The organism is Nocardioides sp. NPDC006303, from assembly GCF_040613175.1.
Taxonomy (GTDB): domain Bacteria; phylum Actinomycetota; class Actinomycetes; order Propionibacteriales; family Nocardioidaceae; genus Nocardioides.
The window spans coordinates 43,003-66,608 of the sequence record NZ_JBEXRR010000010.1 but is presented as its reverse complement, the minus strand read 5'-3'; the positions used below and the strand labels follow the sequence as shown (position 1 = coordinate 66,608).

Genomic DNA, 23,606 nt, shown 5'->3' with positions numbered 1-23,606 from the left:
GCCCGCCGATCAGGCAAGAGCGAGGAAGAGCTTCTCCATCTTCTTGGTGTCGACACTGTCGCGCCCGCCCTCGGCGAGGCACTTCTCCAGCCCGGTGGCGACCAGCGCGTAGCCGCCTCGGCTGACCGCCTTGTTGACCGCCGCGAGCTGGGTCAGTGCGTCCTCGCACTCCGACCCCTCCTCGAGCATCCGGATCACGGACGCCAAGTGGCCGTTGGCCCGCTTGAGTCGGGTGATGACGGCCTTGATCTCGTCAGGCTCGAGCTGCATCGTCGTCCTTCTTCTCTCCAGTGAGTGCTTCCAACATGCCAGTGAGGCGCTGACGCGCGTCCGCCGCGACCTCGGCGACGCCGGCGTCCGGGCTGAACGAGGTCATCGCAGCCGGGTCGAAGATCTCCACCCGGGTCTCCTCGCCCTCGGCGGCGACCACGACGTTGCACGGCAGCATCGTCGCGATCCGCGGATCTGCCTCGAGCGCGCGATGTGCGAGCTGGGGCATGCAGGCTCCGAGGATCACCTGCTGCGGGATGTCGACACCGAGCTTGGCGTGCAGGGTGGCGCTCAGGTCGATCTCGGTGAGGACGCCGAACCCGGCGTCGCCGAGGAGGTCTCGTACGCGCGCCAAGGTCTCCGCGTACGACGCGGCGACGGTGGCGCTCAGGGTGAAGCTGGTCATCTGTTCTCCTTTGTCTTCAGCGATTCTATAACCCCCCGGGGGGTTATGCTACCGTCCTGATCGTAACCCCCCGGGGGGTTACGATCTGAGAGGAGACACCTCCTACACCGCGGCCGAAAGGAGCCACCATGACCACCACTACTGACCATGCCTCGCCCCACGGCAAGAGCGTCCTGCGGGACCTGGGGCCGCTCCACCAGGAGCTACGCCGCGCCATCCCCGACGTCTACAAGGGCTGGGGCGGGCTCTCCAAGGCCGCCTTCGCCGACGGTGCGCTCGACCGTAAGACCAAGGAGCTGATCGCCTTCGCGATCGGCGTGGTCGAAGGCTGCGACGGCTGCATCGCCTCCCACGGCCAGGCCGCCGCTCGCGCCGGTGCGAGCCCCCAGGAGGCAGCCGAGGCCATCGGCGTCACCTTCCTCATGCACGGCGGTCCCGCCACCATCCACGGCGCGCGAGCCTTCGACGCGTTCTGCGAGTTCGTCGACGCCCTCGACGCCGGCGAACCTCCCGCCTGACCACCACCCAGATCCACAGAAGCAGGAACCGAACAATGTGTCGCCCCGTCCGCTGCAAGAAGTGCAGGAAGACCACCTGGGCCGGCTGCGGCCGCCACGTCGCCGCCGTCAAGGCCTCCGTGCCCACCGGTCAGTGGTGCCCCGGGCACTCCGCCGACCCCAAGGACCCCAACGGCACCTGGCTGAGCCGCATCCTCGGCAACTGAGCCTCCCGAAGGCGGAACCCAGGGCACACGAAACTGTCGGAGGCGGCACCTATCGTTCCGAGCAACGCTCGTCGCGGCTAAGAAAGGGGCAGAGGTGACGGCTCTTGCAGATCTCGAACTCTCTGCCCGCGAGCTGGCCGCGCGGCGAGCCTGGGCCGAGCGTGAGCTGGAGCTACAGGACGGCGTGGCCAGCCGCGCCCAGCTCACCGTCGGCGGATACACACCGAACGACGTCCGTCGCGCGATCAGACGCCGCGAGATGCAGTTGGTCCATCGCGGCGTCTACGTCACCCACACCGGCCCGCTCACCTGGCGCCAGCGCGCCTGGGCGGCGGTGCTCTACGCCGAGCCCGCCGCCCTGTGCGGGCCGACGGTCCTCGAACCGCTCCGCACGGACGACGCCGACGGCCCCATCCACGTCGCCATCGACCACAGCCGCCGTCTCGACCCACCCCCGGGCGTGATCGTCCACCGCGTGGTCGGGATGGCCCGCCAGATGTTCGCCGGCCAGCGCCCGCCCCGCCTCAAGCTGGAGGACAACGCCCTCCTCCAAGCCCGCGAGGCAACCTCCGAGATCGAGGTCATCGGCCTACTCACCGACACCATCGGCCGCCGTGGAGTGACCACCAACGCCGTACGCACCGCCCTGAAGCGCCACCCACGACTCCCCCGTCGCGGCTTCATCACCAATCTGCTCGCCGACGTGGACGCGGGCACCTGCTCGGTCCTCGAGCACGGCTACCTCACCCGCGTCGAACGCGCCCACGGCCTCCCGACAGGCACCCGCCAGAGCGAACGATCGACACCGAATGGCAAGGAGTTCCGCGACGTCGAGTACGAGGCGTACGGCCTCGTAGTCGAACTCGACGGCCGGCTCAACCATGAGTCCTGGCGAGCTCAGGGCCGCGACGCCGACCGCGACCTCGACGACCTGGCGCTGGGCGGCAGGCTCACCGCCCGCGTCCGCTGGCCCCAGGTGTTCGAGACCCAGTGCCGAACCGCCGCCAGAGTCACACAGCTGCTGCACCAACGAGGCTGGCAGGACAACCCGAAAATGTGCGGAGACGAGTGCGCCCTGGAGATCTGGATGTGACGTGGGAGTCCCGATGTCACCCAGTGACACCGGGACTCCCACGTCACCGAGTCAGCCTCGGCGCCCGCCGCTGTGGACGTGCACGTGGAGGTGCTTGGAGTCTTGGTAGGCACCCAGATTGGTGAGCACCGCCGCGGCGCCGTGCTCGAGTTCCACATTTCTGGCCACTGCTTGGACTACCCCGAACAGCTCACGTACGTCGGTCTCGTCCTCATCGCTCACAGTCGTGAGCGACGCGATGTGACGTTTGGGCACCACCACGATGTGGACCGCCCAGAACGGCCGCGTGTGGTGGAACGCCAGCACCCTGGCGCTGTCGTGCACCACGTCGAGACGGTCGGGGTGGGGAATGGCGACATCACAGTAGAAGTCAGGTCCGTCGTATCCGGCACCGGTGCTCACGACCTCCACCCCGTCAACCTTAGGACCCACAAATGAGTCCGGTCCCGCACCCTTACTCGGGTGCGGGACCGGACTCATTCAGCCTTCAGGCTCAGCTGCAACCGGAGGTCGAGCCGCAGCCCTCGCAGACGTAGCAGGAGCCGGCGGGGCGCATCTTGGTGCCGCAGGTGAAGCAGAGCGGGCTGTCGATGGCCATGCCGCTGATCGATTCGAGCAGCTCGGCGGTGGTGTGGGCGGTGGCCTTCGGTGCCTCCTCGACGACCTCAGCCTCCTCCTCGACCTCGGCCTCGACCGGCTCGGCGACAGGAGCGGCCTTGCGCTCCGGGGCCGGCTTCTGGACCAGCTCGGCGGCGGTGGTGCCGTTGCCGAGCTGCTCGTAGGAGCCGGTCTCGAGGTAGCGCTGGCGCTCGTCGGCGGAGTAGATGCCGAGAGCAGAGCGATCCTCGAAGGACATGTAGTCCAGCGCCAGGCGGCGGAAGACGTAGTCCATGAGCGACTGCGCCATGCGTACGTCCGGGTCGTCGGTCAGACCGGCGGGCTCGAACTTCAGGTTGGTGAACTTGGAGACGTAGGTCTCCAGGGGCACGCCGTACTGAAGGCCGACGGAGACCGCGATGGAGAAGGCGTCCATGACACCGGCCAGGGTCGAGCCCTGCTTGCCGAGCTTAAGGAAGACCTCACCGAGCTCGCCGTCGGCGTGGGCACCGGAGGTCATGTAGCCCTCGGCGCCACCGACCGTGAAGGAGGTGGTGCGCGATACGCGGGACTTCGGCAGGCGCTTGCGGGTCGGCGCGTAGACGATCTTCTCGATGATCTTCTCGACGACCTCGGGCTCGACCTCGGCCTCAGCAGCCACGGCGGCGGTGGAGAGGCCCTGGTCCTTCTTGGCACCCTCCGACTTGCCGTCGGCCAGCGGCTGGCCGACCTTGCAGTTGTCGCGGTAGATCGCGGTGGCCTTCAGGCCCAGCTTCCACGACTCCATGTAGACCTGCTCGATCTCCTCGACCGTCGCGGTCTCGGGCAGGTTGACGGTCTTGGAGATCGCACCGGAGAGGAACGGCTGGGTCGCCGCCATCATGCGTACGTGGCCCATCGGCTGCAGCGCACGCTTGCCCATCGCGGTGTCGAAGACCTCGTAGTGCTCCTGGCGCAGGCCGGGGGCGTCGATGACGTGGCCGTGCTCGGCGATGTAGGCGACGATCGCCTCGATCTGCTCGGGCTGGTAGCCCATCTTCTTCAGCGCGCGCGGGATCACCTGGTTGACGATCTGCATCGAGCCGCCGCCGACGAGCTTCTTGAACTTGACCAGCGAGAAGTCGGGCTCGATGCCGGTGGTGTCGCAGTCCATCATGAAGCCGATGGTGCCGGTCGGCGCGAGCAGCGAGGCCTGGGCGTTGCGGAAGCCGTTGACCTTGCCGATCTCGACGACGTCGTTCCACACGCGGGTGGCCGCGTCGATGATGTTGCGGTCGACCGGGTTGATCGAGCGGACCGCGTCGTTGGCGGCCTGGTGCTTGCGCATGACCCGCTGGTGGGCCTCGGCGTTGCGGGCGTAACCGGCGTACGGCCCGACGACCCCGGCCAGCTCGGCCGAGCGCTTGTAGCCGGCACCGGTCATCAGCGAGGTGATGGCGGCGGCCATCGTGCGGCCACCCTCGCTGTCATAGCCCAGACCCATCGCCATCAGCAGCGCGCCGAGGTTGGCGTAGCCGATGCCGAGCTGGCGGTAGTCGCGGGTGGTCTCGCCGATCGCCTCGGTCGGGAAGTCGGCGAAGCAGATCGAGATGTCCATCGCGGTGAAGACGACCTCGCAGGCCTGCTGGAAGCGCACGGCGTCGAAGGTGTCGTCGTCCTTGAGGAACTTGAGCAGGTTCAGCGACGCCAGGTTGCAGGAGGAGTTGTCCAGCGACATGTACTCCGAGCACGGGTTGGAGCCGGTGATCCGGCCCGTCTCCGGGTTGGTGTGCCAGTCGTTGATCGTGTCGTCGTACTGCAGACCCGGGTCGGCACACTCCCACGCGGCGATCGAGATCTTGCGGAACAGCTCGCGGGCGTCGATCTCCTCGATGACCTCACCGGTCGTACGCGCCCTGAGGCCGAACTTCTTGCCCTCCTCGACGGCGCGCATGAACTCGTCGGAGACGCGCACGGAGTTGTTGGCGTTCTGGTACTGCACGGACGAGATGTCCTTGCCGCCCAGGTCCATGTCGAAGCCGGCGTCGCGCAGCGCGCGGATCTTGTCCTCCTCGCGCGCCTTGGTCTCGACGAACTCCTCGATGTCGGGGTGGTCGACGTCGAGCACGACCATCTTCGCCGCGCGGCGGGTGGCGCCACCGGACTTGATGGTGCCCGCGGACGCGTCGGCGCCGCGCATGAAGGAGACCGGGCCGGAGGCGGTGCCGCCGGAGGACTTCAGCAGCTCCTTGGAGGAGCGGATGCGGGAGAGGTTGAGACCGGCACCGGAGCCGCCCTTGAAGATCAGGCCCTCCTCCTTGTACCAGTTCAGGATCGAGTCCATGGAGTCGTCGACCGAGAGGATGAAACAGGCCGAGACCTGCTGGGGGGACTCGGTGCCGACGTTGAACCAGACCGGCGAGTTGAAGGCGAAGTGCTGGTTGACCAGCAGCCAGGTGAGCTCGCGACCGAAGAGGTCGGCGTCGGCGTCGGAGGCGAAGTAGTCGTTCTCCTTGCCGGAGGCGACGTAGGTGTTCACGACCCGGTCGATCAGCTGCTTCAGGCTCTGCTCACGCTTCTCGGTGCCGATGGCGCCGCGGAAGTACTTGGTCGTCACGATCGTCGAGGCGTTGATCGACCAGAAGTCGGGGAACTCGACTCCGGTCTGCTCGAAGACGGTCTCGCCGGTCTTCCAGTTCTTCTGGACGACGTCGCGCCGCTCCCAGGTGATCTCGTCGTAGGGGTGGACGCCCTCGGTACTGAAGATCCGCTCGATCTTCAGCCCGGCGCCTGCCTTCGCCGATGCCTGTGCCTCTGCTGCCGTGTCTGTCATTTCGTTCCCCCTGTTGTCATCGATCGCTGTGCCGTACTGCTGGTCGGTGCTGATGGTGGAGTCCTTGCTCTGTTCTATCTGTTTCCGCTGGCTGTGCCGTTGATTGGCCCGAGCAGGTCGCTTCCCCACGGCCTGCCCGGGCCGGTCTATGTGTCCCGTGGGACCTAGTCGGAGCCCACCGGGGCCTCGACCGGATGTTCTGCCTCGAAGTCCTGGACTTCCCGTTCCGTACGCAGCATCTGGATCTCACGCTCGAAGTCCTCCACCGAACCGAAGGCCCGGTAGACGCTCGCGAAGCGCAGGTAGGCCACCTCGTCGAGCTCGCGCAGCGGCGCGAGGATCGCCAGCCCCACCTCGTTGCTGGGAACCTCGGCCAGCCCCTGGCTGCGCAGCGCCTGCTCGACCTCCTGGCCGAGGCAGGCGAGCTGGTCCTCGGTGACCGGCCGGCCCTTGCATGCCTTGCGTACGCCGTGCACCGCCTTGTCGCGGCTGAACGGCTCCGCTGCGCCGGAGCGCTTGGCCACCATCAGCTGCATCTGCTCGACGGTCGTGAACCGCTTCCCACATTCCTGGCAGACCCGGCGGCGCCGGATCTGGCCACCGTCCTCAGCCACGCGGGAGTCGAGCACCTTGGTGTCGCTGTGTCGGCAGAACGGACAGTGCACGGTAGAGCCCCTCTCGTGAGACCTGTGGATCCGGCCGTCTCATTGGCGGCCCGAGCCTGTGGAACCTGTGGATATGAGCGTGAGTCCCTGTGGAACAACACCCCCATCGCTGTGGGCCATCCGCCTGTTCATGTGAACTAGATGTGGATAACTACAGCCGTGTAACTACTAGATGTAGTGGTAACCGTACGCCCGCCCCCACGACGATGCAAGCGAGGGTCGGGTTTACCCGCGTGTCCGGCGTGTCGCCGGTCAAACACCGAAAGATTCCGGTTCAGCGGCGACGGACTGGCCTGGATGAGTAAGAATGACCCCCGTGACAAACATCTCCGGAGGAAATCGCGTCGGGTCGCGGAGAGGCACGCGCCCCAGAAGCGGTCCCCGGCCACCTTTCATCTTGCCTGCGATCGCGACACTGGCCTTCCTCGTCATCTGGGGAGTGCTCGTGTGGGTCGCCGTCGGTTTCGGGGCCGACGCACGGGGAGGCGATTCCGGCGCCTGGGCGAAGCTCGCCATCGCGGCGGTCGTTGCAGTCGCCTGCCTCTTCCTGACCTTCACCTTCGCCGGGAAGGCCTGGCGGGCCTTCTCCGGCTCCCCCACCACGCCACCCGCCGACGACTACGCCGGAAGCCACTCCAACGCCTACGTCGAGGAGCAGGACTACTCGGCCCCGGCCTACTCCGACCAGGCCTACCCTGAGCAGGCCTACCCGGAGCAGGACTACTACGGCACCGGCTCCTACGGCTACGACGACACCGGTTCGTACGGCCGGCACAGCTCCGACACCGGGAGCCAGCCGCCCTACGGCGACACCTCGAACCGCTCGGCCTACACCGACACCGGCTCCCAGTCGCCCTACGGCTACCCCAGCAGCGATCAGGGCTACGGCAACACCGGTAGCCGGGCCGCCTACGGCGCACCGTCCTACCAGCCGCCGACCAGCCCGCCACCCACCCCGCAGCCCTACTACTCGAGCCCGCCGACACCGACGTCGACGCCGCAGAGCACTCCGGGGTACGGCTCGCAGGGCTACGGCACGGACAGCTACCCCACCCAGCAGGGCGGCTCCCCGCAGTATCAGTCCGGCGCCTACCAGACCCCGAGCGGCTACGGTCAGACCGGCTCGCGTGCTCGACTGACCCAGGACCCCGCCGCAACCCAGGCGATGCCCACCCAGCGCCAGCCGCAGGACCCGCCGGTCGAACCGGACGACGAGTGGCCGCCGCGGCACGGCACTCGCAACAAGCAGTGGCCGCCGGCCGAGCCGGACAGCCCCTACCGCGGGCGCCACTGACCCGATACAGCGAGAGTGCTGCAGACGCTTCCCATCGTCTGCAGCACTCTCACTCTTTCCCCGGTAGCCGGCTGCCAGGGTCGAAGGAGCAGCCGGACAACTGTGCGGCGCCTCAGGGCGCGGTCGGAACGATCAGCGTCTGTCCGGACACGAGCATCGAGGACTCGAGACTGTTGAGCTCCTTGATCCTCTGCTCCATCTCCCGAATCGAGGAGTCGGTGCCGGCGACGGCCTTCGAGGAGATGTCCCAGAGCGTGTCGCCATCGCCGACGACCATCGTGTGGGCGGTGGAGGAGGGACTTTTGTCGGCACCGTTCTCCACCGCGAACGCCACCTTCGCCCCGATCAGCGCGATCCCGAAGAGCACGACGAGCGCGAATGCGAACACGACGACTCGTCCGCGACGAGTGAGCCGCACGGTCGAGCGACGCACCTCAGGCACCGGACGCGGCGGCTCGGCTACGGGCAGCACATAGACTGTTGCACTCATCTCACGGCCTCCTGATCACAAGTCTCTCGATCACGTGTTCGATCGAGCACATGTTCGAAGGTAGATCACGTGTTCGAACAACGCAAGTAGCGACCCCAAGAATTTTCGAACGCCGACACGCGCCGCCGATGAGGTCGAACAAATGTTTGATGTCGTGGTGCCAGAGGGACTAATGTGGTGACATGACCACGCAGAAGACAGGCACCGGATCAGGCGGTTCGAAGAAGAGCCGCGTCCGCGAGCTGCCCGACGGGCCGCCGGACGCGACCGGGCTCACGCCGCGTCAGCAGCGCATCCTCGCTCACCTGCGCGACAGCATCGAGCAGCGCGGCTACCCGCCCAGCATGCGCGAGATCGGCGCCGCGGTCGGGCTGACCAGCACCAGCAGCGTCGCCCACCAGCTCCGTGCGCTGGAGCAGCGTGGTCTGATCCGCAAGGACCCGAAGCGACCGCGCGCCCTCGAGGTCTTCCTCCCGGAGGTGATGGCCCACCGCAAGGCCATGTCCGGCGAGGAGCCCGAGTCGACGATCACCGCCGAGGCCGACATCAACCCCAACCCCGACGCCGCCATGGTCCCCCTGGTCGGGCGGATCGCGGCCGGTGGCCCGATCCTGGCCGAGGAGACCTCGAGCCAGCAGAGCATCGAGGACGTCTTCCCGCTGCCCAAGCAGCTGGTCGGCAACGGCGACCTCTTCCTGCTCTCGGTCTCCGGTGACTCGATGGTCGACGCGGCGATCTGCGACGGCGACTTCGTGGTCGTGCGCCAGCAGCCGACCGCCGAGAACGGCGAGATCGTGGCCGCGCTGATCGACGGCGAGGCCACCGTCAAGACGCTCTCCCGCAAGGACGGCAAGGTCTGGCTGCTGCCGCACAACGCTGCGTACGAGCCGATCGACGGCACCCACGCGACGATCCTCGGCAAGGTGACGGCGGTCCTGCGCAGCCTCTGAGTCCTGCGCCACACCTCCCGGAACCAGTCCGGGAACACTGCGTGAAATCCAGCCGCCGGCCCATGACAGGGCCGGCGGCTGCGTCGTTCCATGCAGCGTGACCCAGACGCAGATCGACCGCCGCACCCTCATCGCCGCCGGGCTGGCGACCGCCGCAGGAGCCGGAGCCATCGCTCTTCCCGAGCCCGCCGAGGCCGCGAGCGGCGCGCTCAACCACTTCCAGCACGGCGTCGCCTCCGGCGACCCGCTCCCGGACCGCGTGGTCATCTGGACCCGGGTCACGCCGACGGCGGACGCGACGCCGGGGTCCGGGCAGGGCAAGGAGGTCCTGGTCCGCTGGGAGGTCTCGCCCGCCGCCGACTTCGGCCGCGTCACCGCGAGGGGATCCCAGCAGACGGGCCCCGACCGCGACCACACCGTGAAGCTCGACGTCGCCGGACTGGCCCCGGAGAGCTGGTACTTCTACCGCTTCATCTACAACGGCCAGACCAGCCGGGTCGGCCGTACCCGCACCGCTCCGGCCGCGGATGCGGCGCCGGAGAACGTACGTTTCGGGGTGGTCTCCTGCTCCAACCTGCAGGCCGGCTGGTTCGCGTCCTACCGCCACCTGGCCGCCCGCGACGACCTGCACGCGATCCTCCACCTGGGCGACTACCTCTACGAGTACGGCCCCGGCGAGTACGGCTACGGCATGGCCAACGAGGACGTCCGGCCGCACGAGCCGGCCCACGAGATGCACACGCTGGCCGACTACCGGATCCGGCACGCGCAGTACAAGCGCGACGTCGACCTCTCCGCCGCCCACGCCCGGCTGCCCTGGATCGTCACCTGGGACGACCACGAGTCGGCCAACGACGCCTGGATGCTCGGCGCCGAGAACAACGAACCGGGCGAGTACGACTGGATCGACCGCAAGACCAACGCCAACCAGGCCTACGACGAATGGATGCCGCTGCGCGTCGGTGGCACAGCGACGGTGGAATCCGACGGCCATCTCCACGACCGCATCCACCGGCGGCTGCGTTTCGGCAACCTGCTCGAGCTGAGCATGCTCGATCTGCGCTCCTACCGCTCCCAGCAGGTCGCCCGCACCGACCTCGCCGGCGTCGACGACCCCGACCGCACGATCACCGGCGACGAGCAGCTGGCGTGGCTCAAGGACGGCCTGCTCACCGATGCTCAGTGGAAGATCGTCGGCAACCCGGTGATGATCGCGCCGGTCACCTTCGGCGCGCTCCCGAAGAGCCTGATCACCCCGGTCAACGACATCACTGGCCTGCTGCCCGACAACGGCATCGCCTACAACGTCGACCAGTGGGACGGCTACACCGCCGACCGCACCGAGCTCTTCGAGCACATCCGCAACAACGCGATCACCGACACCGTCTTCGTCACCGGCGACATCCACTCGGGCTGGGCGTGCGACCTGCCGTACGACTCCGCCGTCTACCCGCTCGGCAAGACCGCCGGTGTCGAGTTCGTGGCCACCTCGGTGACCTCGAACAACCTCAAGGACATCCTCGGCGCGCCGCGCCGGACTGTCAGCCTGACGGTCGAGAACATCATCAGGACCGCCAACCGCCACGTCCGCTACCTCAACTTCGACGACCACGGCTTCTCCGTCCTCGACGTGACCCGCAATCGCGCCCAGATGGACTGGTACGTCATCGGCGAGCGCAAGGACTCCAACACCGCCGCCACCTGGGCCAGGTCGTACGCCACCGCAACCGGAAGCAACAGGCTCCATCACGTCACACAGCCCGTGTAGGCCGTGTCCCCCGGACACAGCGGCACTCTGCGCTTAGACTGCCCAGGTCTGCCTTCCCGAACGTCTGGTATCTCATGCGAAACATTGCCCGCCGGATCAACCGCAAACAACGATCCCTCGTCTTGATCGCAGGCATGGTCGTCGCGACGTTCGTCGCCACCATGCCCGCAACCGGCTCGACGCCGGCGACCTCGGTGAGGACCGGCGGTGACACCAGCGCCGAGCAGCCGGTGACCGAGAAGGCGGCCCGCGAGGCGCTCGCCGCGGCCAAGAAGGTCAAGCGCAACCAGTCGGTGCGCGGCACCCGGCAGGTCGTGCCCGGGCGGCACGTCGCCGGCCGGCCCGACGCGACCATCGCGCTGACCGACCTGTGGAACGCCAAGGACGCCCTGGACGGCTCCAACAAAGCGGCTGCGCGTGAGCTGCTCGCCCGCCCACGCACCGCGACCCAGACCTGCAGCGACGCGGTCTGCGTCCACTACACGCCGGGCAACGGCGGGGACCGCGCCTCGACGACGTACGCGACCCAGGTCCGTGACGTGGTCACGAAGGTCCACAACCTCTACGTGCAGGCGGGCTACCGCAAGCCCGCGGCCGACAAGGCGGTCACCCCGGGCAAGGTCGACATCTACCTGGAGAACCTCTACGACGAGGGCTACTACGGCTACTGCGCGCCCGAGACGAAGGTCTCCAAGACCGCCGCGACGGCCTACTGCGTCATGGACAACGACTACGCCACCAGCGAGTACGGCACGGTCAACACGCCCACCGAGAACCTCCGGGTGACGGCCGCTCACGAATACTTCCACGCGGTGCAGTTCGCCTACGACGCCGGCGAGGACCGTTGGATGATGGAGTCCACCGCGACCTGGGTCGAGGACGAGGTCTACGACAGCATCAACGACAACCGGCAATACCTGGGCTACGGCCAGCTCGAGGACCAGCGCAAGCCGCTCGACAACTCCTACGCCTCCAACCTCGGCATCTACGGCAACTGGATCTTCTTCCGTTACCTGACCGAGCGTTTCACCAAGGAGCGCGGGACCCTGCCGGAGGTGGTCCTCTCGATCTGGAACCGGGCGCCGTCGACCTACTCCACCACCGCCATCCGGCAGGCGCTTGCCGCTCGTGGCACCACGCTGAAGCAGCAGTACATTCGCTTCGCCGCCGCCAACCTGGCCCCCTCGAAGACGTACAGCGAGGGCCGGGCCTACTACCCGCCGGTCTACGACGGCCGCACCGCGCTGCCCGCCAAGCGACAGACCGTCGACGGCAAGTTCACCCTCAAGCACCTGACGTACGCCTCCCAGCGCCTCGTCCCGAAGAACGTCGGCAAGGGCTGGAAGCTGCGGATCAAGGTCGACGTGGCCCGGCCCAACGCCAACGGCGCCGTGGTCAGCATCTTCCGCACCGACGGCACCCGCGGCGTCTACTACCTCAAGCCCAACAGCAAGGGCATCGCCACCAAGACCATCGAGGGCTTCTCCTCGAAGCGGATCCGCAAGGTCGAGGTCACCTTCGCCAACGCGAGCAGCAACTTCAACTGCGGCCAGGGCACCGCGTTCTCGTGCCACGGCGTCGCGACCCCCGACAAGGCCACCCACCGCTGGTGGGCGAAGACCTACCGCTGACCCAACCCACGCCGAGTCGGCTCGTCATGACGAGCCGACTCGGCGTGGTTTTCGGTTAGGCGGAGGCCATCTCCGAGAGCCGCTTGAGGGCCTTTCGTACGACGTCGGGGTCGGTCGTGGCCCACATCGGCGGCAGGCTGGCCTTGAGGAACCCGCCGTAGCGGGCGGTGGCCAGGCGGGCGTCCAGCACGGCCACGACGCCGCGGTCGGTGGTGGTGCGGATCAGCCGGCCGGCACCCTGCGCGAGCAGCAGCGCCGCATGGGTGGCGGCGACCTGCATGAACCCGTTGCCGCCGGCCTTGTCGGCCGCCTGCTGCCGGGCCGACATCAGCGGGTCGTCGGGGCGCGGGAACGGGATCCGGTCGATGATCACCAGCTGACAGGTGTCGCCGGGGACGTCGAGGCCCTGCCACAGCGACAGGGTGCCGAAGAGGACCGTGTGCGGGTCGGCGACGAACTGCGCGGCGAGCTCGGGCAGCTGCGCGTCGCCCTGGGCCAGCGTGGTCAGGTGAGGCAGCTTCTGGCGCACGACCTCGGCGGCGGCCTCGGCGGCACGCCGGGACGAGAAGAGCCCGAGCGTACGCCCGTCGGCGGCGTCGACCAGGTCGACGATCTCGTCGAGGGTCTTGGCGCCCATGCCGTCACGCCCCGGAGGAGGCAGGTGGCGGGCGACGTAGAGAATGCCCTGCTTGCCGTAGTCGAACGGGCTGCCGACATCGAGGCCGATCCACGGCAGCACGTCATCGGTACGCTGCGCCCCGGCACCCACCGCGGTGCGCTCCTCCGCTTTGAGCCCGAGGGATCCGGCCACGGGGCCGAAGTCGCCGCCGAGCTTGAGGGTCGCCGAGGCGAAGACGACGGTCTTCTCGGTGAGCAGCTTCTCGCGCATCTGCGCCCAGACCTGCAGCGGCGCGACGCAGAGGCGGGGCGGGATCCGGTCGCCGCCCTCGTTGAGCCAGATCACGTCGTGCTCGGAGGCGGCGGCCATCCGCTCGGCGGTGGTGAAGACCTCCTGCAGGCCGCCCTTGGCCTGCTGGAAGCCGGGATCGGCGCCTTCGGAGTCCTTGGGCTTCGGCAGCGCGGAGATCGCGGACCGAGCGGTGTCACGCACCAGCACCAGGGCGTCCGAGACCACCTCGGGCAGCGTGATCAGCCGCCCGGGCGAGGTCTCGTTGATCGCCGCCCGCAACGCGTCGGAGGCGTCGGCGAGGTCGTCGGCCTCGGAGCCCTCGATGTGCTTCTGGGCCCGCCGGGCGGCCCGTTCCACCTCGGCCGCGGTCAGCTCGTCGGTCGCCGCCTGGGTCACCCGAGCGACGAGCTCATGGGCCTCGTCGATCACGACGGCGTCGTACTCCGGGATCATCGGCACACCCTCGATCGCGTCGATCGCGAGCAGGGAGTGGTTGGTGACGATCAGGTGGCTCTTCTGGGCCTTCTCTTTGGCGACCTCGGCGAAGCACTCCTCGCCGAAGGGGCACTTGGCGGCGCCGAGGCAGTCGCGGTGGTTGACGGAGACCTGGCGCCACTCGCGGTCGGTGTGGCGGGGCGCGGAGTCGCGCTCGCCGCTGCCGCCCTTCTCCGCCTGCTTCTCGGCCCAGCTGCGCAGCTCGAGGACCTTCTCGGCCATCGGCCCCAGCGGGACGTCGACCAGGGTGCCCTGGTCGTCGGGGGCGCCCTCGCGCACCCGGTGGAGGCAGGCGTAGTTGGAGCGGCCTTTGAGGACGGCGTAGGACGCGTCGACGCCGGGGCGCGAACCGATCGCCTTCACCAGGCGCGGCAGGTCACGCTCGACGAGCTGGTGCTGCAGCGCCAGGGTCGCGGTGGCGATCACGACCCGACTGTCGTGGAGCAGCGACGGGACCAGATAGGCCAGCGACTTCCCGGTGCCGGTGCCGGCCTCGACCAGCAGGTGCTCCTCGTCGGCCAGGGCCTGCGCGACCGCGTCGGCCATCAGCACCTGACCCTCGCGGGTGGCCCCGCCGAGGGTCGCGACCGCATCCGCCAGGGCTTCACGTACGGGCGTCTGGGAGGCGGTCTCGGTTGCGGTCACTCGGGCAACCTTAGCCGTGGGCGGGGACAGTCTCCGATCGGCTCTCCGCGATCCGGCGGGCGACGATCTCCCCGAACTGCATGTGGCCCGCCACCGTCAGGTGGGTGTTGTCCGCGAGCATCGGCAGCTCGAGGTCGAAGACGTTGATGTACGTCACCCCGTACTCCGCCGAGACCCGCCGCATCATCTTGTTGACGACCCGGATGGCCTTGGCGCGGGAGTTCACCTTGGGCGCGCTGAGCACGATCACCTCGTGGCCCTTCAGCTCGTCCAGGGTGGCCCGGAAGCCCTTCTCGACGTCGTCGAGATCGCTCTTCGAGTCGTTGATGCCGCCTTCGAGCACGACCAGGTCGGCCCCCTGCGCCACCGCGTCGGGAACACGCTCGGGGAACGAGATCGGGCCGCACCGCTCCATCAGCTCGTGCGAGTAGCCGGTGCCGCCGAAGCCGGAGACCCGCACCTCGCCGTCGAGATAGCGCGGCCAGGACAGCCCGGGGTCGTCCAGCCCGAAGCCGGAGGCCCAGGAGTCGCCGATCACCACGACCCGCTCGCCGGCTCCGGTCACCACGGAGGCGCGGGTCACCGACTCGGCGGCCAGCCGGGTGCACAGGTCCTGGGTCACCTCGGCCTCGTGGTTCGCCTTCTGCCCTGGGAGGGCGGCGTCGTCCTGGCTGCCACAGCCCGCGAGCGTGGCTACCAGGACAGCACCAGCCAGCGCGCTCACGATCGTGGCGCGCGCCGCGTGGCGTACCTGTGTCCGCATCCCTGCCCTCTCCGAGACTGATCGTCCCAAGTGTGCGGGACGATCCTGGCATCACCAATCTCGAAACGCCGGATCAGAGTGCGCGCTCCACGCTCAGTTCGTGTACGCAGCCAGCTCGCCGGCCAGGTCCGCGTTGGCGCGGCCCTTGACGACGGTGCCTTCGGCGGTGTGCTCGAGGTGGTCGATCTCGCCGTGCTGGTGGATCCGGTTGACCAGGTCGCCCCGCTCGTAGGGAACCAGCGCGGAGAACTCGACGCCCGGCCGCGGCAGGTCGGTCTCGACGGCCTTGATGGCCGCGTCGATGCCCTCGCCGGTCTTGGCCGAGACCGCGACCGAGTGCGGCTCGGCGCGCAGCAGCCTGGCGATCACCAACGGGTCGGAGATGTCAGCCTTGTTGATCACGACCAGCTCCGGCACCTCGCTGGCACCGATCTCGGCGAAGACCTCACGCACCGCCGCCAGCTGACCCTCGGGGTCGGGGTGGGAGCCGTCGACGACGTGCACGACCAGGTCGGCGTCGGCGACCTCCTCCAGCGTCGAGCGGAAGGCCTCGACGAGCTGGTGAGGCAGGTGGCGCACGAAACCGACGGTGTCGGACATCGTGTAGACCCGTCCGTCCTCGGTGGTGGTGCGGCGGGTGGTCGGGTCCAGGGTCGCGAAGAGCGCGTCCTCGACGAGCACCCCGGCACCGGTGAGCCGGTTGAGCAGCGACGACTTGCCGGCGTTGGTGTAACCGGCGATCGCGACCGCCGGGATGTGGTGGCGTTTGCGGTCGGCACGCTTGGTGTCGCGCGTGCCCTTCATCGCCTTCAGCTCACGGTTGAGCTTGGCGATCTTGGTGTTGATCCGGCGGCGGTCGGTCTCGATCTTGGTCTCACCGGGACCACGGCCACCGATACCGGCACCGCCGGCGACGCGGCCACCGGCCTGGCGGGACAGGTTGCCACCCCAACCACGAAGCCGCTGCTTCATGTAGCTGAGCTGGGCGAGCTCCACCTGCGCCTGGCCCTCGCGGGACTTGGCATGCTGGGCGAAGATGTCGAGGATCAGCGCGGTCCGGTCGACGACCTTGACCCCGGTGCGGTCCTCGAGGTTCCTGAGCTGGCTCGGGGCGAGCTCGCCGTCGGCGATCACGGTGTCGGCGCCGGTCGCGGCGACGATCTCCTTGAGCGCCTCGACCTTGCCGCGTCCGATGTACGTCGCGGGGTCGGGCGCCTGGCGACGCTGGTAGATCGCCTCGAGCACCTCCGAGCCGGCCGTCTCGGCGAGGAGCGCGAGCTCGGCCAGGGAGTTCTCGGCGTCGGTCTGGGTGCCGCCGGCCCACACGCCCACGAGCACCACTCGCTCCAGGCGAAGCTGGCGGTATTCGACCTCTGTGATGTCCTCGAGCTCGGTGCGCAGGCTGGCGACGCGCTTGAGCGCGTGCCGCTCGGCGAGCTCCATGGCACCGACGGTCGGGTCGATGTCCTCGGGATCCTCGTCGGCATAACCCGACTCGAAGCCGTCGTCGAGCGCGTCCCAGTCCTCGGTGGCCTCGAGCTCGTCAGCGAGTGAGAAATCGTGTGCGTTGTTCGTCATATACCAACAAGGATACGGCGCCGCACCACCCGGGGGACAATGCTTATCCACAGGCCCGATCCGGGGCCGGTCTCAGCGCTGCTCGAGCACCTCTCGAAGGACCTGCCCGACGTCCTCCGGCCGCTCGGCGACGTACGCCGCCCCGCCGGTCGCATCGGCGATCGCCTGCAGCGTGCCGAGGTCGGCGTCGGCGGTGATACCGATCCCCAGGACGCGGACCGGCCGCCGTGGGTCGGAGGCAGCCTCGAGCTGGCGGACGAGCTCTGCCACGTCCATCGAGTCGGGGTCGTCGTTGGTGCCGTCGGTGAAGAGAAGCACGTCGTTGGAGGCCAGCGGGTCGTAGGAGGCGACCGCGGCCTGATAGGCCGCCAGGGCGGTGTCGTGCAGGGAGGTGCCGCCGCCGGTGCGCGCGGTGAGACCGGCGATCTCCTTGGTCAGCTGCGCGCGCTGGTTCTTCGAGGCCAGCTGACGGGTGGGCACGAGCACCTTGTGGTCGGCGCCCAGCGTGCCCTCGGTCTTCTCGGAGAAGGCCCAGAGCCCGATCGCGGCGCCACCGGGAAGGAGACCGACGGCTTCCGAGGCCGCTTCCTGGGTGACCTGCAGGCGGGTCGTGGCGCTGTCAGGAGCGGTCGGCCACGCCATCGAGCCGGAGACGTCCATGACCGCGATCGCCCGGGTCGGCCGAAGCCTGGCGCTCCACTCCGAGGCCGTCTCCGCCACCGCGGCCGAGTCGACGCGGGTGTACGCACCCACGTTGGGCGCCGGCTTGCCGGCTCCGGTGGTGCGGAACCCGGCCTGGGTCAGGGCGGTGTCGGCGGCACCGCTGTCGAGCACCCTGGCGAAGCTGGTGATCGAGGCGGCGATCGAGTTGCGGCGCGAGGCGTCCGCGGTGATCAGGACCGGGTAGTCGAGGACCACCGTGCCCTCCTTCGGGGCACTGGCCTTCAACGTCGGCGCGTACGTCGACCACTGCTGCTCGCTGGTCGCGGTCACTCCGCCCATGACCGTCTGCAGCTCGGCCAGGCGTCCCGAGTCGGTCGGCCCGACGCCCTCCTCCCCGGAGGCGAGCCGCTCTGCGTACGGCTCCAGCTTGGCCTCGCTCTGGGGCTTCCCCCGGCTCGCGACGGCCGTGCCGAGAGCGCTCATCATCCGCTGAGGGTCGCCCATCAGCAGGTCGTCCTCGGCGAAAGCCTCGGCGTAGGAGGTGCGGGTGAGCCCGTCGCCGGAGACGAGCACGACCGGCGAGGAGGCCATCGAGTCCCGCAGCGTCACCGGCTCGACGGCCGGGTCGACCCGGTCCAGCCAGACCGAGGAGTCAGGGATCCACACATCGGGGAGATCGCCGTCGAGCGCCAGCGGCGCAAGGACCTGGTCGGCCTTGGTCGCCTCCACCTCGATCTGGCCACAGCCGGCGTCCTCGAGGATGTTGCCCACGACGGTCGCCGCCTCGGGAGCCACCGCGACGGTCATGTCCGGGCCGAGACAGGTCCGGTCGTCGGTCGAGTCCGCGTTGCCGTTGGCGACCAGCGCGGTCGCGATCAGGCACACGGCCAGTACGCCGGCCGCACCGGCGATCACTCCGATCGTCTCCCGCGTCAGCCGTGGCTCGCGCGGGGGCTCGCCCGGTCCCGCCGGCCCCGAGGGCTCGTCGGGACCGATGATCGCGAGCGCCTTCGACGTACTGGTGTCCGCCTTATCGGACATGCGAACTCCTTGCTCCGACGTCCGCGGAGCGGTCTGAAACGGTCCGCGGCTGGCGCACACATTAGCGGTGCGCCAGCCGTCGGGGTACTTCTTGCGTCCAGTTACTTCGGTGGCATCCGGATGCCGCCGTCGACGCGGATCGTCTCGCCGTTCATGTAGTCGTTGGTCAGACACTCCACGACCATGCTCGCCAGCTCCGCCGGCTCACCGAGCCGGTGCGGGAACAGGACGCTCTCGCCGAGCTTGGCCTTGAACGCCTCCGACTCCGGGCCCTCGCCGTAGATCGGGGTGTCGATCAGCCCCGGGGCGACGGTGTTGACGCGGATGCCGACCGCGGCGAGGTCGCGCGCGAGCGGGAGGGCGAGGCCGACGACGCCGCCCTTGGACGAGGAGTAGGACACCTGCCCGATCTGGCCGTCGAAGGCCGCCACGCTGGCCAGGTTGACGATCGCGCCACGCTGCCCGTTGGCATCGGGCTCGTTGCGGCTGATGTAGGTCGCGGCCTGGCGGCACATGTCGAAGGTGCCGATCAGGTTGATCGCGATGACCTTCTTGTACGCATCCAGGTCGTGCGCCGAGCCGATCTGGCCGTCGCGTCCGATGGTGCGCTGCGCCCAGCCGATCCCGGCCGAGTTGACCACCGCCTTCAGCGGCGCGATCTCGACGGCCCTCTCCACGGCGTTGGTGATCTGGTCGGTGTCGGTGACATCGACGGGCACGAACAGGCCCTTGATCTCCTCCGCCAGGGCCTCGCCCTTGTCCTTCTGCATGTCCGCGACGATCACCGTCGCACCCTTGGCGGCCAGCGCCCGGGCGGTCGCCGCCCCGATCCCACTGGCCGCACCGGTCACGATCGCTGTGCTATCAGTCAACTCCATGGGCAGCACCATAGACGTGACCACCCTCACGGTGGTGAATACCCGTTAACCGTCTCGCAGTCAGAGCGCGGTGGTGCCCTCGGCGATCAGGATCGCCGGCCCGGTGAGCAGCACCCGGTCGTCGGTCGTCCAGGTGACGTGGAGCGTGCCGCCAGGGACATCGACCCGGTACGTCACATCAGCATCGCGGGCGATCGCGAGACCGTCGGCCTCGGCGGCCGCGACCATCACCGCGCACGCTCCGGTGCCGCACGAGCGGGTCTCCCCCGCGCCGCGCTCGAAGACCCTCATCGCGACGTGACGCTCGGCGACGCGTTCGAAGAACTCCACGTTGACCCCGTGCGGATAGACCGCCTCGTCGAAGATCGGGGAGTCGTAGAGGTCACCGACCGGGCCGTGGGGATCGATCGAGTCGACCTCGGCAGCGGCGTGCGGGTTGCCCATGTCGACGTTGCAGGCCGACCAGAAGTGGTGGGCGACGGTGACCTGGGTCGACCCGAGCAGCTTCGGCGAGCCCAGGTCGGCGGTCCAGACGTCTCCGGACGCCCGGAGGATCTTGTCGCCGGCGCGGGTCGCGAAGGTGACCTCGTCGCCGGCGAGGCCGGCGGAGCGCAGATACTCCGCGAAGACCCGGGTGCCGTTGCCGCACATCTCGGCCCGGGTGCCGTCGGCGTTGCGGTAGTCCATGAACCACTCGGCGTCGCTGACCGGACGGTCCTCACCGGTGTAGGCGGCGGTCCGGATCACCCGCAGGATCCCGTCGCCGCCGATGCCGGCCCGGCGGTCGCACAGCGCCCGGACCCGGTCGGCCATCTCCTCGTCCGAGAGGGAACCGTGCACCGACCCGTCGACGTCGGGCAGCAGCACGAAGTCGTTCTCCGTGCCGTGTCCCTTCAGATACGTGTAGGACATCAGTAGAGGAACTTCGAGTAGGTGTCGGTGCGGTAGTAGTCCTCCATCTCCGCAAGCGTACGCGGGTCGTTCTCGACCTGCTTGGCGATGACCGCGCGCTTGGGGAGGTGGTCGGGGTCCCACGTCTCGGGGTCCCACAGGCCCGAGCGCAGGAACGCCTTCGCGCAGTGGAAGAAGATGTCGTCGATGTCCACGACCAGGGCGAGGATCGGCCGCTTGCCCTTCACGGCCATCTCATCGAAGAACGGTGCGTCGGAGACCAGTCGGGCACGGCCGTTGATCCGCAGCGTGTCACCGCGGCCCGGGATCAGGAAGTTGAGCCCGACGTGCGGGTTGGCCAGTACGTTGCGGTAGCCGTCGACCCGCTTGTTGCCCGGCCGCTCCGCGATCGCGATCGTCTTGTCGTCGATGACGTGCACCAGCGATCCGGCCGGGTCCCCCTTGGGCGAGGCGTCGCAGTTGCCGGCGGCGTCCGAGGTCGCGAGCACGCAGAACGGCGTCGCGGCGAGCCACTGCCTGTCGATGTCGAGGAGCGCCGGGCGCCCCTTGGTCACCGCCCGCTCGTGCGGCACGCCGACCAGGTCGACGAGCTCCTCGATTGTGCTGATCTCAGTCCAGGTAGGGGTCACGGCCTCAGGGTACGAGGCGGGCGCATGGGCGGCCGAATCATTTCGCCGCTCGCTCAGACCGACGGCACCTCGCCCCGGCGGGCCCGCAGCCACTCGATCGGATCGCCCCGGTCGACCTCGACACCGGCCATCCGGAGCATCATCCGGACCAGCAGACGCCGATGGGCTGCGTACGTCAGGACGTGGGCGACCACCGACCCGATCTGGAAGCTCTCCGGCGGCTCGCAGAGGGCGTCGATGAGCCGGTCCTCCCAGGCCCCGCGCCGCTCGATGTCGCGTACGACCGCCAGCCACCGCGCCGCCACGGCCTCGTGCCGCTCGACCAGCTTTACCACCGAGTCGGCGCGGCTCCGGACCGGCATCGCGAGGCCTTCGATCGAGGCCACCCAGCACTCCTTGGCCCACACCGTCGCCTCCAGGACCTGCGCGAGCGACTCCTCCGGACCGTCCCACTCCAGCACCTCATGGCCAGCCAGCCGCACCTTGGTGAGCACCTCCGCGGGCAGGCCCTTGGCGAGGTCGAGCAAGGCTCTGGTGTCGTCGAGGTCGTGCATGACGAGCTGCTCCGTGAGCGGAGAGAGCACCCGCTCCTGGGAGTCGACCCACAGCGACTCCGGCGGATGGAAGTGGATCCCGTTCGGTGCCGGCAGCCAGTGGCTGACCGCGGCGGTGCTCGGCGGGTGCCCGAAGGCCTTCGCGTAGGCCCGCGAGAACCCCTCCACCGACTCGTACCCGGCGGCCCAGGCGGCATCGGTCACCGTGCCACCGTGCTGCAGCTGCCACGCGGCACGCTCCAGCATCACCCGCCGCCGCATCGCCACCGGCGGCTCGCCCGCGCCCCGGGAGAGCAGCCGGTTGAAGTGATAGGGCGAGGTGTAGGCGTCCCCGGCCATCTGCGCCAGCGTGCGCGGCTCACCGGCGTCGGCGCCGTCGAGCACCGCATCCAGCAGCTCCCGCAGGCGGTCACGTACCTTCTCGCTCACAGTTCCAACCCCCGCACGGCCGCGACGGCCTTGTCGAGACGGGCGGGATCATCATATGAGACCCACACGACCCGCGGATCCTTGCGGAACCAGGCGTCCTGGCGCCGGGCGAACTGCCGGGTCTTGATGGCAGTCCGCTCCATCGCCTCCTCCAATGTCGTCTCCCCCGCGAGATAGGCAGCGACCTCCTTGTAGCCGATGGCCTTGGACGCGGTCCTCGACTGCCCCAGACCCACCTCCAGGAGCCGCGCGACCTCGTCGACGAAGCCGGACTCGAACATCTCCGAGACCCGCTGCCGGATGCGTACGTCCAGGGCTTCCCGGGAGATGTCGACGCCGATCTGGATGGAGGCCGGGTCGTGGTAGACCTGCTCGGGCAGTCGTGCGCTGAACGGCTCGCCGGTCAGCTCGATGACCTCGAGAGCGCGTACGACACGGCGACCGTTGTCGATCTCGATCCGCTCGGCCGCGACCGGGTCCAGGGCTCGCAGGCGGTCGTGAAGTGCCTTCTCACCTGCGGTTTCGAGCTCTTTCTCCAGACGCTCGCGCACCTCGTTCGAGGTCCCGGGGAACTCGAACCGGTCCAGGATCGCTCGCGTGTAGAGAGCACTGCCGCCGACCAGCACGGGTGTCTTCCCGGCCTTGCGAAGCGTCGCGATCTCCTCGCGCGCCAGTGCCTGGAAGTCGGCGACGGAGGCCGGTTCGGCGATGTCGAGGAGGTCGAGCAGATGGTGCGGGATCCCGCGTCGCTCCGCGACCGGCAGCTTCGCCGTCCCGATGTCCATGCCGCGATAGACCTGCATCGCGTCGGTGTTGATGATCTCGCCACCGAGGGTCTCGGCGAGGTCGAGCGAGAGCGACGTCTTCCCCGCTGCGGTGGCTCCGACGACGGCCACGATCGGGGTGGTGGACCGGGTAAAAGATCCCGGCCCGTGTAGCTCATGTGAACTATTCGGGTCGCGTGTCCCCCTGTTGCTGTCGTACTCCATGTGGTTAGTGTGGCCGCTAGCTGGCTCATACGGGGAGCCACCGATCAAGAGGGGGAAGCATGAGCTTCTTGGACAAGGCAAAGGACCTCGCCCAGCAGGGCATCGACAAGGTTGGCGCCGACAAGGTCGGCGAGGGCCTGGACAAGGCCGGCGAGTTCGCCGACGAGAAGACCGGTGGCAAGTTCAGCGACCAGATCGACCAGGGCGTCGAGACTGCGAAGAACGAAGCAGAGAAGCTGGACGGCGGCAACTGAGCCATTCACAGGCCTCGAGGCGGGGAGCGACCCAGACCGGGTTGCTCCCCGCCTCGCGTTTACGTCCCGTTACACCCGGCTGACTTTTTACGTATCGACTTTCGAAACACTGTTACGAACCTGTTGCGACTTGTGCCGTCACATGGAACGGTCTAGACCGTCTCAT

General features: G+C 68.7%; 23 protein-coding genes. 8 read left to right on the top strand and 15 right to left on the bottom strand.

All coding sequences use genetic code 11. The features are described from left to right. Window positions 1-9 precede the first annotated feature (9 nt). Together ABZY89_RS10555 and ABZY89_RS10550 are read right to left on the bottom strand one after the other, a co-directional pair. A complete protein-coding gene (locus tag ABZY89_RS10555) occupies window positions 10-270 on the bottom strand; it encodes a metal-sensitive transcriptional regulator (protein ID WP_141802705.1) in 261 nt (86 codons plus the stop codon). Continuing rightward, on the bottom strand, window positions 254-676 hold the full coding sequence (locus ABZY89_RS10550; protein ID WP_355226915.1) for a DUF302 domain-containing protein: 423 nt from the start codon (window positions 674-676) through the stop codon (window positions 254-256). Before ABZY89_RS10550 ends, ABZY89_RS10555 begins: the two co-directional genes overlap by 17 nt. Window positions 677-804: 128 nt before the next feature. Here ABZY89_RS10550 and ABZY89_RS10545 point away from each other — a divergent pair, with 128 nt between their 5' ends. The 3 genes from ABZY89_RS10545 (at window position 805) to ABZY89_RS10535 (ending at window position 2,493) form a co-directional block, all read left to right on the top strand. Then, complete coding sequence (locus ABZY89_RS10545; protein WP_355019938.1) at window positions 805-1,194, top strand: carboxymuconolactone decarboxylase family protein; 390 nt, start codon at window positions 805-807, stop codon at window positions 1,192-1,194. Window positions 1,195-1,229: 35 nt separating this feature from the next. Continuing rightward, window positions 1,230-1,400, top strand: coding sequence for a hypothetical protein (locus tag ABZY89_RS10540; RefSeq protein WP_355226914.1), 171 nt, complete (start codon window positions 1,230-1,232; stop codon window positions 1,398-1,400). A 94-nt stretch (window positions 1,401-1,494) separates the two neighbouring features. Then, window positions 1,495-2,493, top strand: coding sequence for a hypothetical protein (locus ABZY89_RS10535; protein ID WP_355226912.1), 999 nt, complete (start codon window positions 1,495-1,497; stop codon window positions 2,491-2,493). A 51-nt stretch (window positions 2,494-2,544) separates the two neighbouring features. Here ABZY89_RS10535 and ABZY89_RS10530 read toward each other — a convergent pair whose 3' ends face one another. The 3 genes from ABZY89_RS10530 to nrdR all read right to left on the bottom strand — a co-directional run bounded on the left by ABZY89_RS10530 (window position 2,545) and on the right by nrdR (window position 6,567). Then, entirely contained in the window at window positions 2,545-2,904 is a 360-nt protein-coding gene (locus ABZY89_RS10530; RefSeq protein WP_355226910.1) for an HIT domain-containing protein, read from the bottom strand. Between the two features lie 82 nt (window positions 2,905-2,986). After that, window positions 2,987-5,902: a vitamin B12-dependent ribonucleotide reductase gene (locus ABZY89_RS10525; protein ID WP_355226909.1), complete on the bottom strand. Its 2,916-nt coding sequence runs from the start codon at window positions 5,900-5,902 to the stop codon at window positions 2,987-2,989. Window positions 5,903-6,066: 164 nt separating this feature from the next. Further along, window positions 6,067-6,567, bottom strand: coding sequence for a transcriptional regulator NrdR (gene nrdR / locus ABZY89_RS10520; RefSeq protein WP_160025421.1), 501 nt, complete (start codon window positions 6,565-6,567; stop codon window positions 6,067-6,069). Window positions 6,568-6,964: 397 nt separating this feature from the next. Between nrdR and ABZY89_RS10515 the strand changes: the two genes are divergently transcribed. Continuing rightward, window positions 6,965-7,861, top strand: a complete 897-nt coding sequence (locus ABZY89_RS10515) for a hypothetical protein (protein ID WP_355226907.1) — start codon at window positions 6,965-6,967, stop codon at window positions 7,859-7,861. A 112-nt stretch (window positions 7,862-7,973) separates the two neighbouring features. On the opposite strand, the gene ABZY89_RS10510 is transcribed toward ABZY89_RS10515, so the two are convergent. After that, window positions 7,974-8,351 (bottom strand): LysM peptidoglycan-binding domain-containing protein, encoded by a 378-nt coding sequence (locus ABZY89_RS10510; protein ID WP_355226905.1) that lies wholly within the window; start codon window positions 8,349-8,351, stop codon window positions 7,974-7,976. Window positions 8,352-8,533: 182 nt separating this feature from the next. Here ABZY89_RS10510 and lexA point away from each other — a divergent pair, with 182 nt between their 5' ends. The 3 genes from lexA (at window position 8,534) to ABZY89_RS10495 (ending at window position 12,700) form a co-directional block, all read left to right on the top strand. Beyond that, window positions 8,534-9,301, top strand: coding sequence for a transcriptional repressor LexA (gene lexA, locus ABZY89_RS10505; protein WP_160025424.1), 768 nt, complete (start codon window positions 8,534-8,536; stop codon window positions 9,299-9,301). Window positions 9,302-9,398: 97 nt separating this feature from the next. Further along, window positions 9,399-11,069 (top strand): alkaline phosphatase D family protein, encoded by a 1,671-nt coding sequence (locus ABZY89_RS10500; RefSeq protein WP_355226903.1) that lies wholly within the window; start codon window positions 9,399-9,401, stop codon window positions 11,067-11,069. A gap of 122 nt (window positions 11,070-11,191) precedes the next feature. Then, a complete protein-coding gene (locus tag ABZY89_RS10495; RefSeq protein ID WP_355226902.1) occupies window positions 11,192-12,700 on the top strand; it encodes an MXAN_6640 family putative metalloprotease in 1,509 nt (502 codons plus the stop codon). Between the two features lie 55 nt (window positions 12,701-12,755). On the opposite strand, the gene ABZY89_RS10490 is transcribed toward ABZY89_RS10495, so the two are convergent. From ABZY89_RS10490 to miaA, 9 genes are all read right to left on the bottom strand, one after another. Next, entirely contained in the window at window positions 12,756-14,750 is a 1,995-nt protein-coding gene (locus ABZY89_RS10490) for an ATP-dependent DNA helicase (protein ID WP_355226900.1), read from the bottom strand. A gap of 10 nt (window positions 14,751-14,760) precedes the next feature. Then, entirely contained in the window at window positions 14,761-15,513 is a 753-nt protein-coding gene (locus ABZY89_RS10485) for an SGNH/GDSL hydrolase family protein (RefSeq protein WP_355226898.1), read from the bottom strand. A 93-nt stretch (window positions 15,514-15,606) separates the two neighbouring features. After that, window positions 15,607-17,091, bottom strand: a complete 1,485-nt coding sequence (gene hflX / locus ABZY89_RS10480) for a GTPase HflX (RefSeq protein ID WP_355226897.1) — start codon at window positions 17,089-17,091, stop codon at window positions 15,607-15,609. Between the two features lie 72 nt (window positions 17,092-17,163). Further along, window positions 17,164-18,795 (bottom strand): VWA domain-containing protein, encoded by a 1,632-nt coding sequence (locus tag ABZY89_RS10475; RefSeq protein WP_355226895.1) that lies wholly within the window; start codon window positions 18,793-18,795, stop codon window positions 17,164-17,166. Between the two features lie 101 nt (window positions 18,796-18,896). Then, a complete protein-coding gene (locus tag ABZY89_RS10470) occupies window positions 18,897-19,673 on the bottom strand; it encodes an SDR family NAD(P)-dependent oxidoreductase (protein WP_355226893.1) in 777 nt (258 codons plus the stop codon). Window positions 19,674-19,733: 60 nt separating this feature from the next. Beyond that, on the bottom strand, window positions 19,734-20,585 hold the full coding sequence (dapF, locus tag ABZY89_RS10465) for a diaminopimelate epimerase (protein WP_355226892.1): 852 nt from the start codon (window positions 20,583-20,585) through the stop codon (window positions 19,734-19,736). Next, on the bottom strand, window positions 20,585-21,214 hold the full coding sequence (locus tag ABZY89_RS10460; RefSeq protein ID WP_355226891.1) for a pyridoxamine 5'-phosphate oxidase family protein: 630 nt from the start codon (window positions 21,212-21,214) through the stop codon (window positions 20,585-20,587). The genes dapF and ABZY89_RS10460 overlap by 1 nt, the downstream gene beginning before the upstream one ends. A 53-nt stretch (window positions 21,215-21,267) precedes the next feature. Next, window positions 21,268-22,197 (bottom strand): helix-turn-helix transcriptional regulator, encoded by a 930-nt coding sequence (locus ABZY89_RS10455; RefSeq protein WP_355226890.1) that lies wholly within the window; start codon window positions 22,195-22,197, stop codon window positions 21,268-21,270. Continuing rightward, window positions 22,194-23,093, bottom strand: coding sequence for a tRNA (adenosine(37)-N6)-dimethylallyltransferase MiaA (gene miaA, locus ABZY89_RS10450; RefSeq protein WP_355226888.1), 900 nt, complete (start codon window positions 23,091-23,093; stop codon window positions 22,194-22,196). The genes ABZY89_RS10455 and miaA overlap by 4 nt, the downstream gene beginning before the upstream one ends. Before the next feature lie 152 nt (window positions 23,094-23,245). On the opposite strand from miaA, the gene ABZY89_RS10445 reads away from it, so the two are divergent. Then, window positions 23,246-23,440 carry an antitoxin gene (locus ABZY89_RS10445; RefSeq protein ID WP_355226887.1) on the top strand — a complete coding sequence of 65 codons (195 nt, stop codon included), beginning with the start codon at window positions 23,246-23,248 and terminating at the stop codon, window positions 23,438-23,440. The last annotated feature ends 166 nt before the right edge of the window (window positions 23,441-23,606 follow it).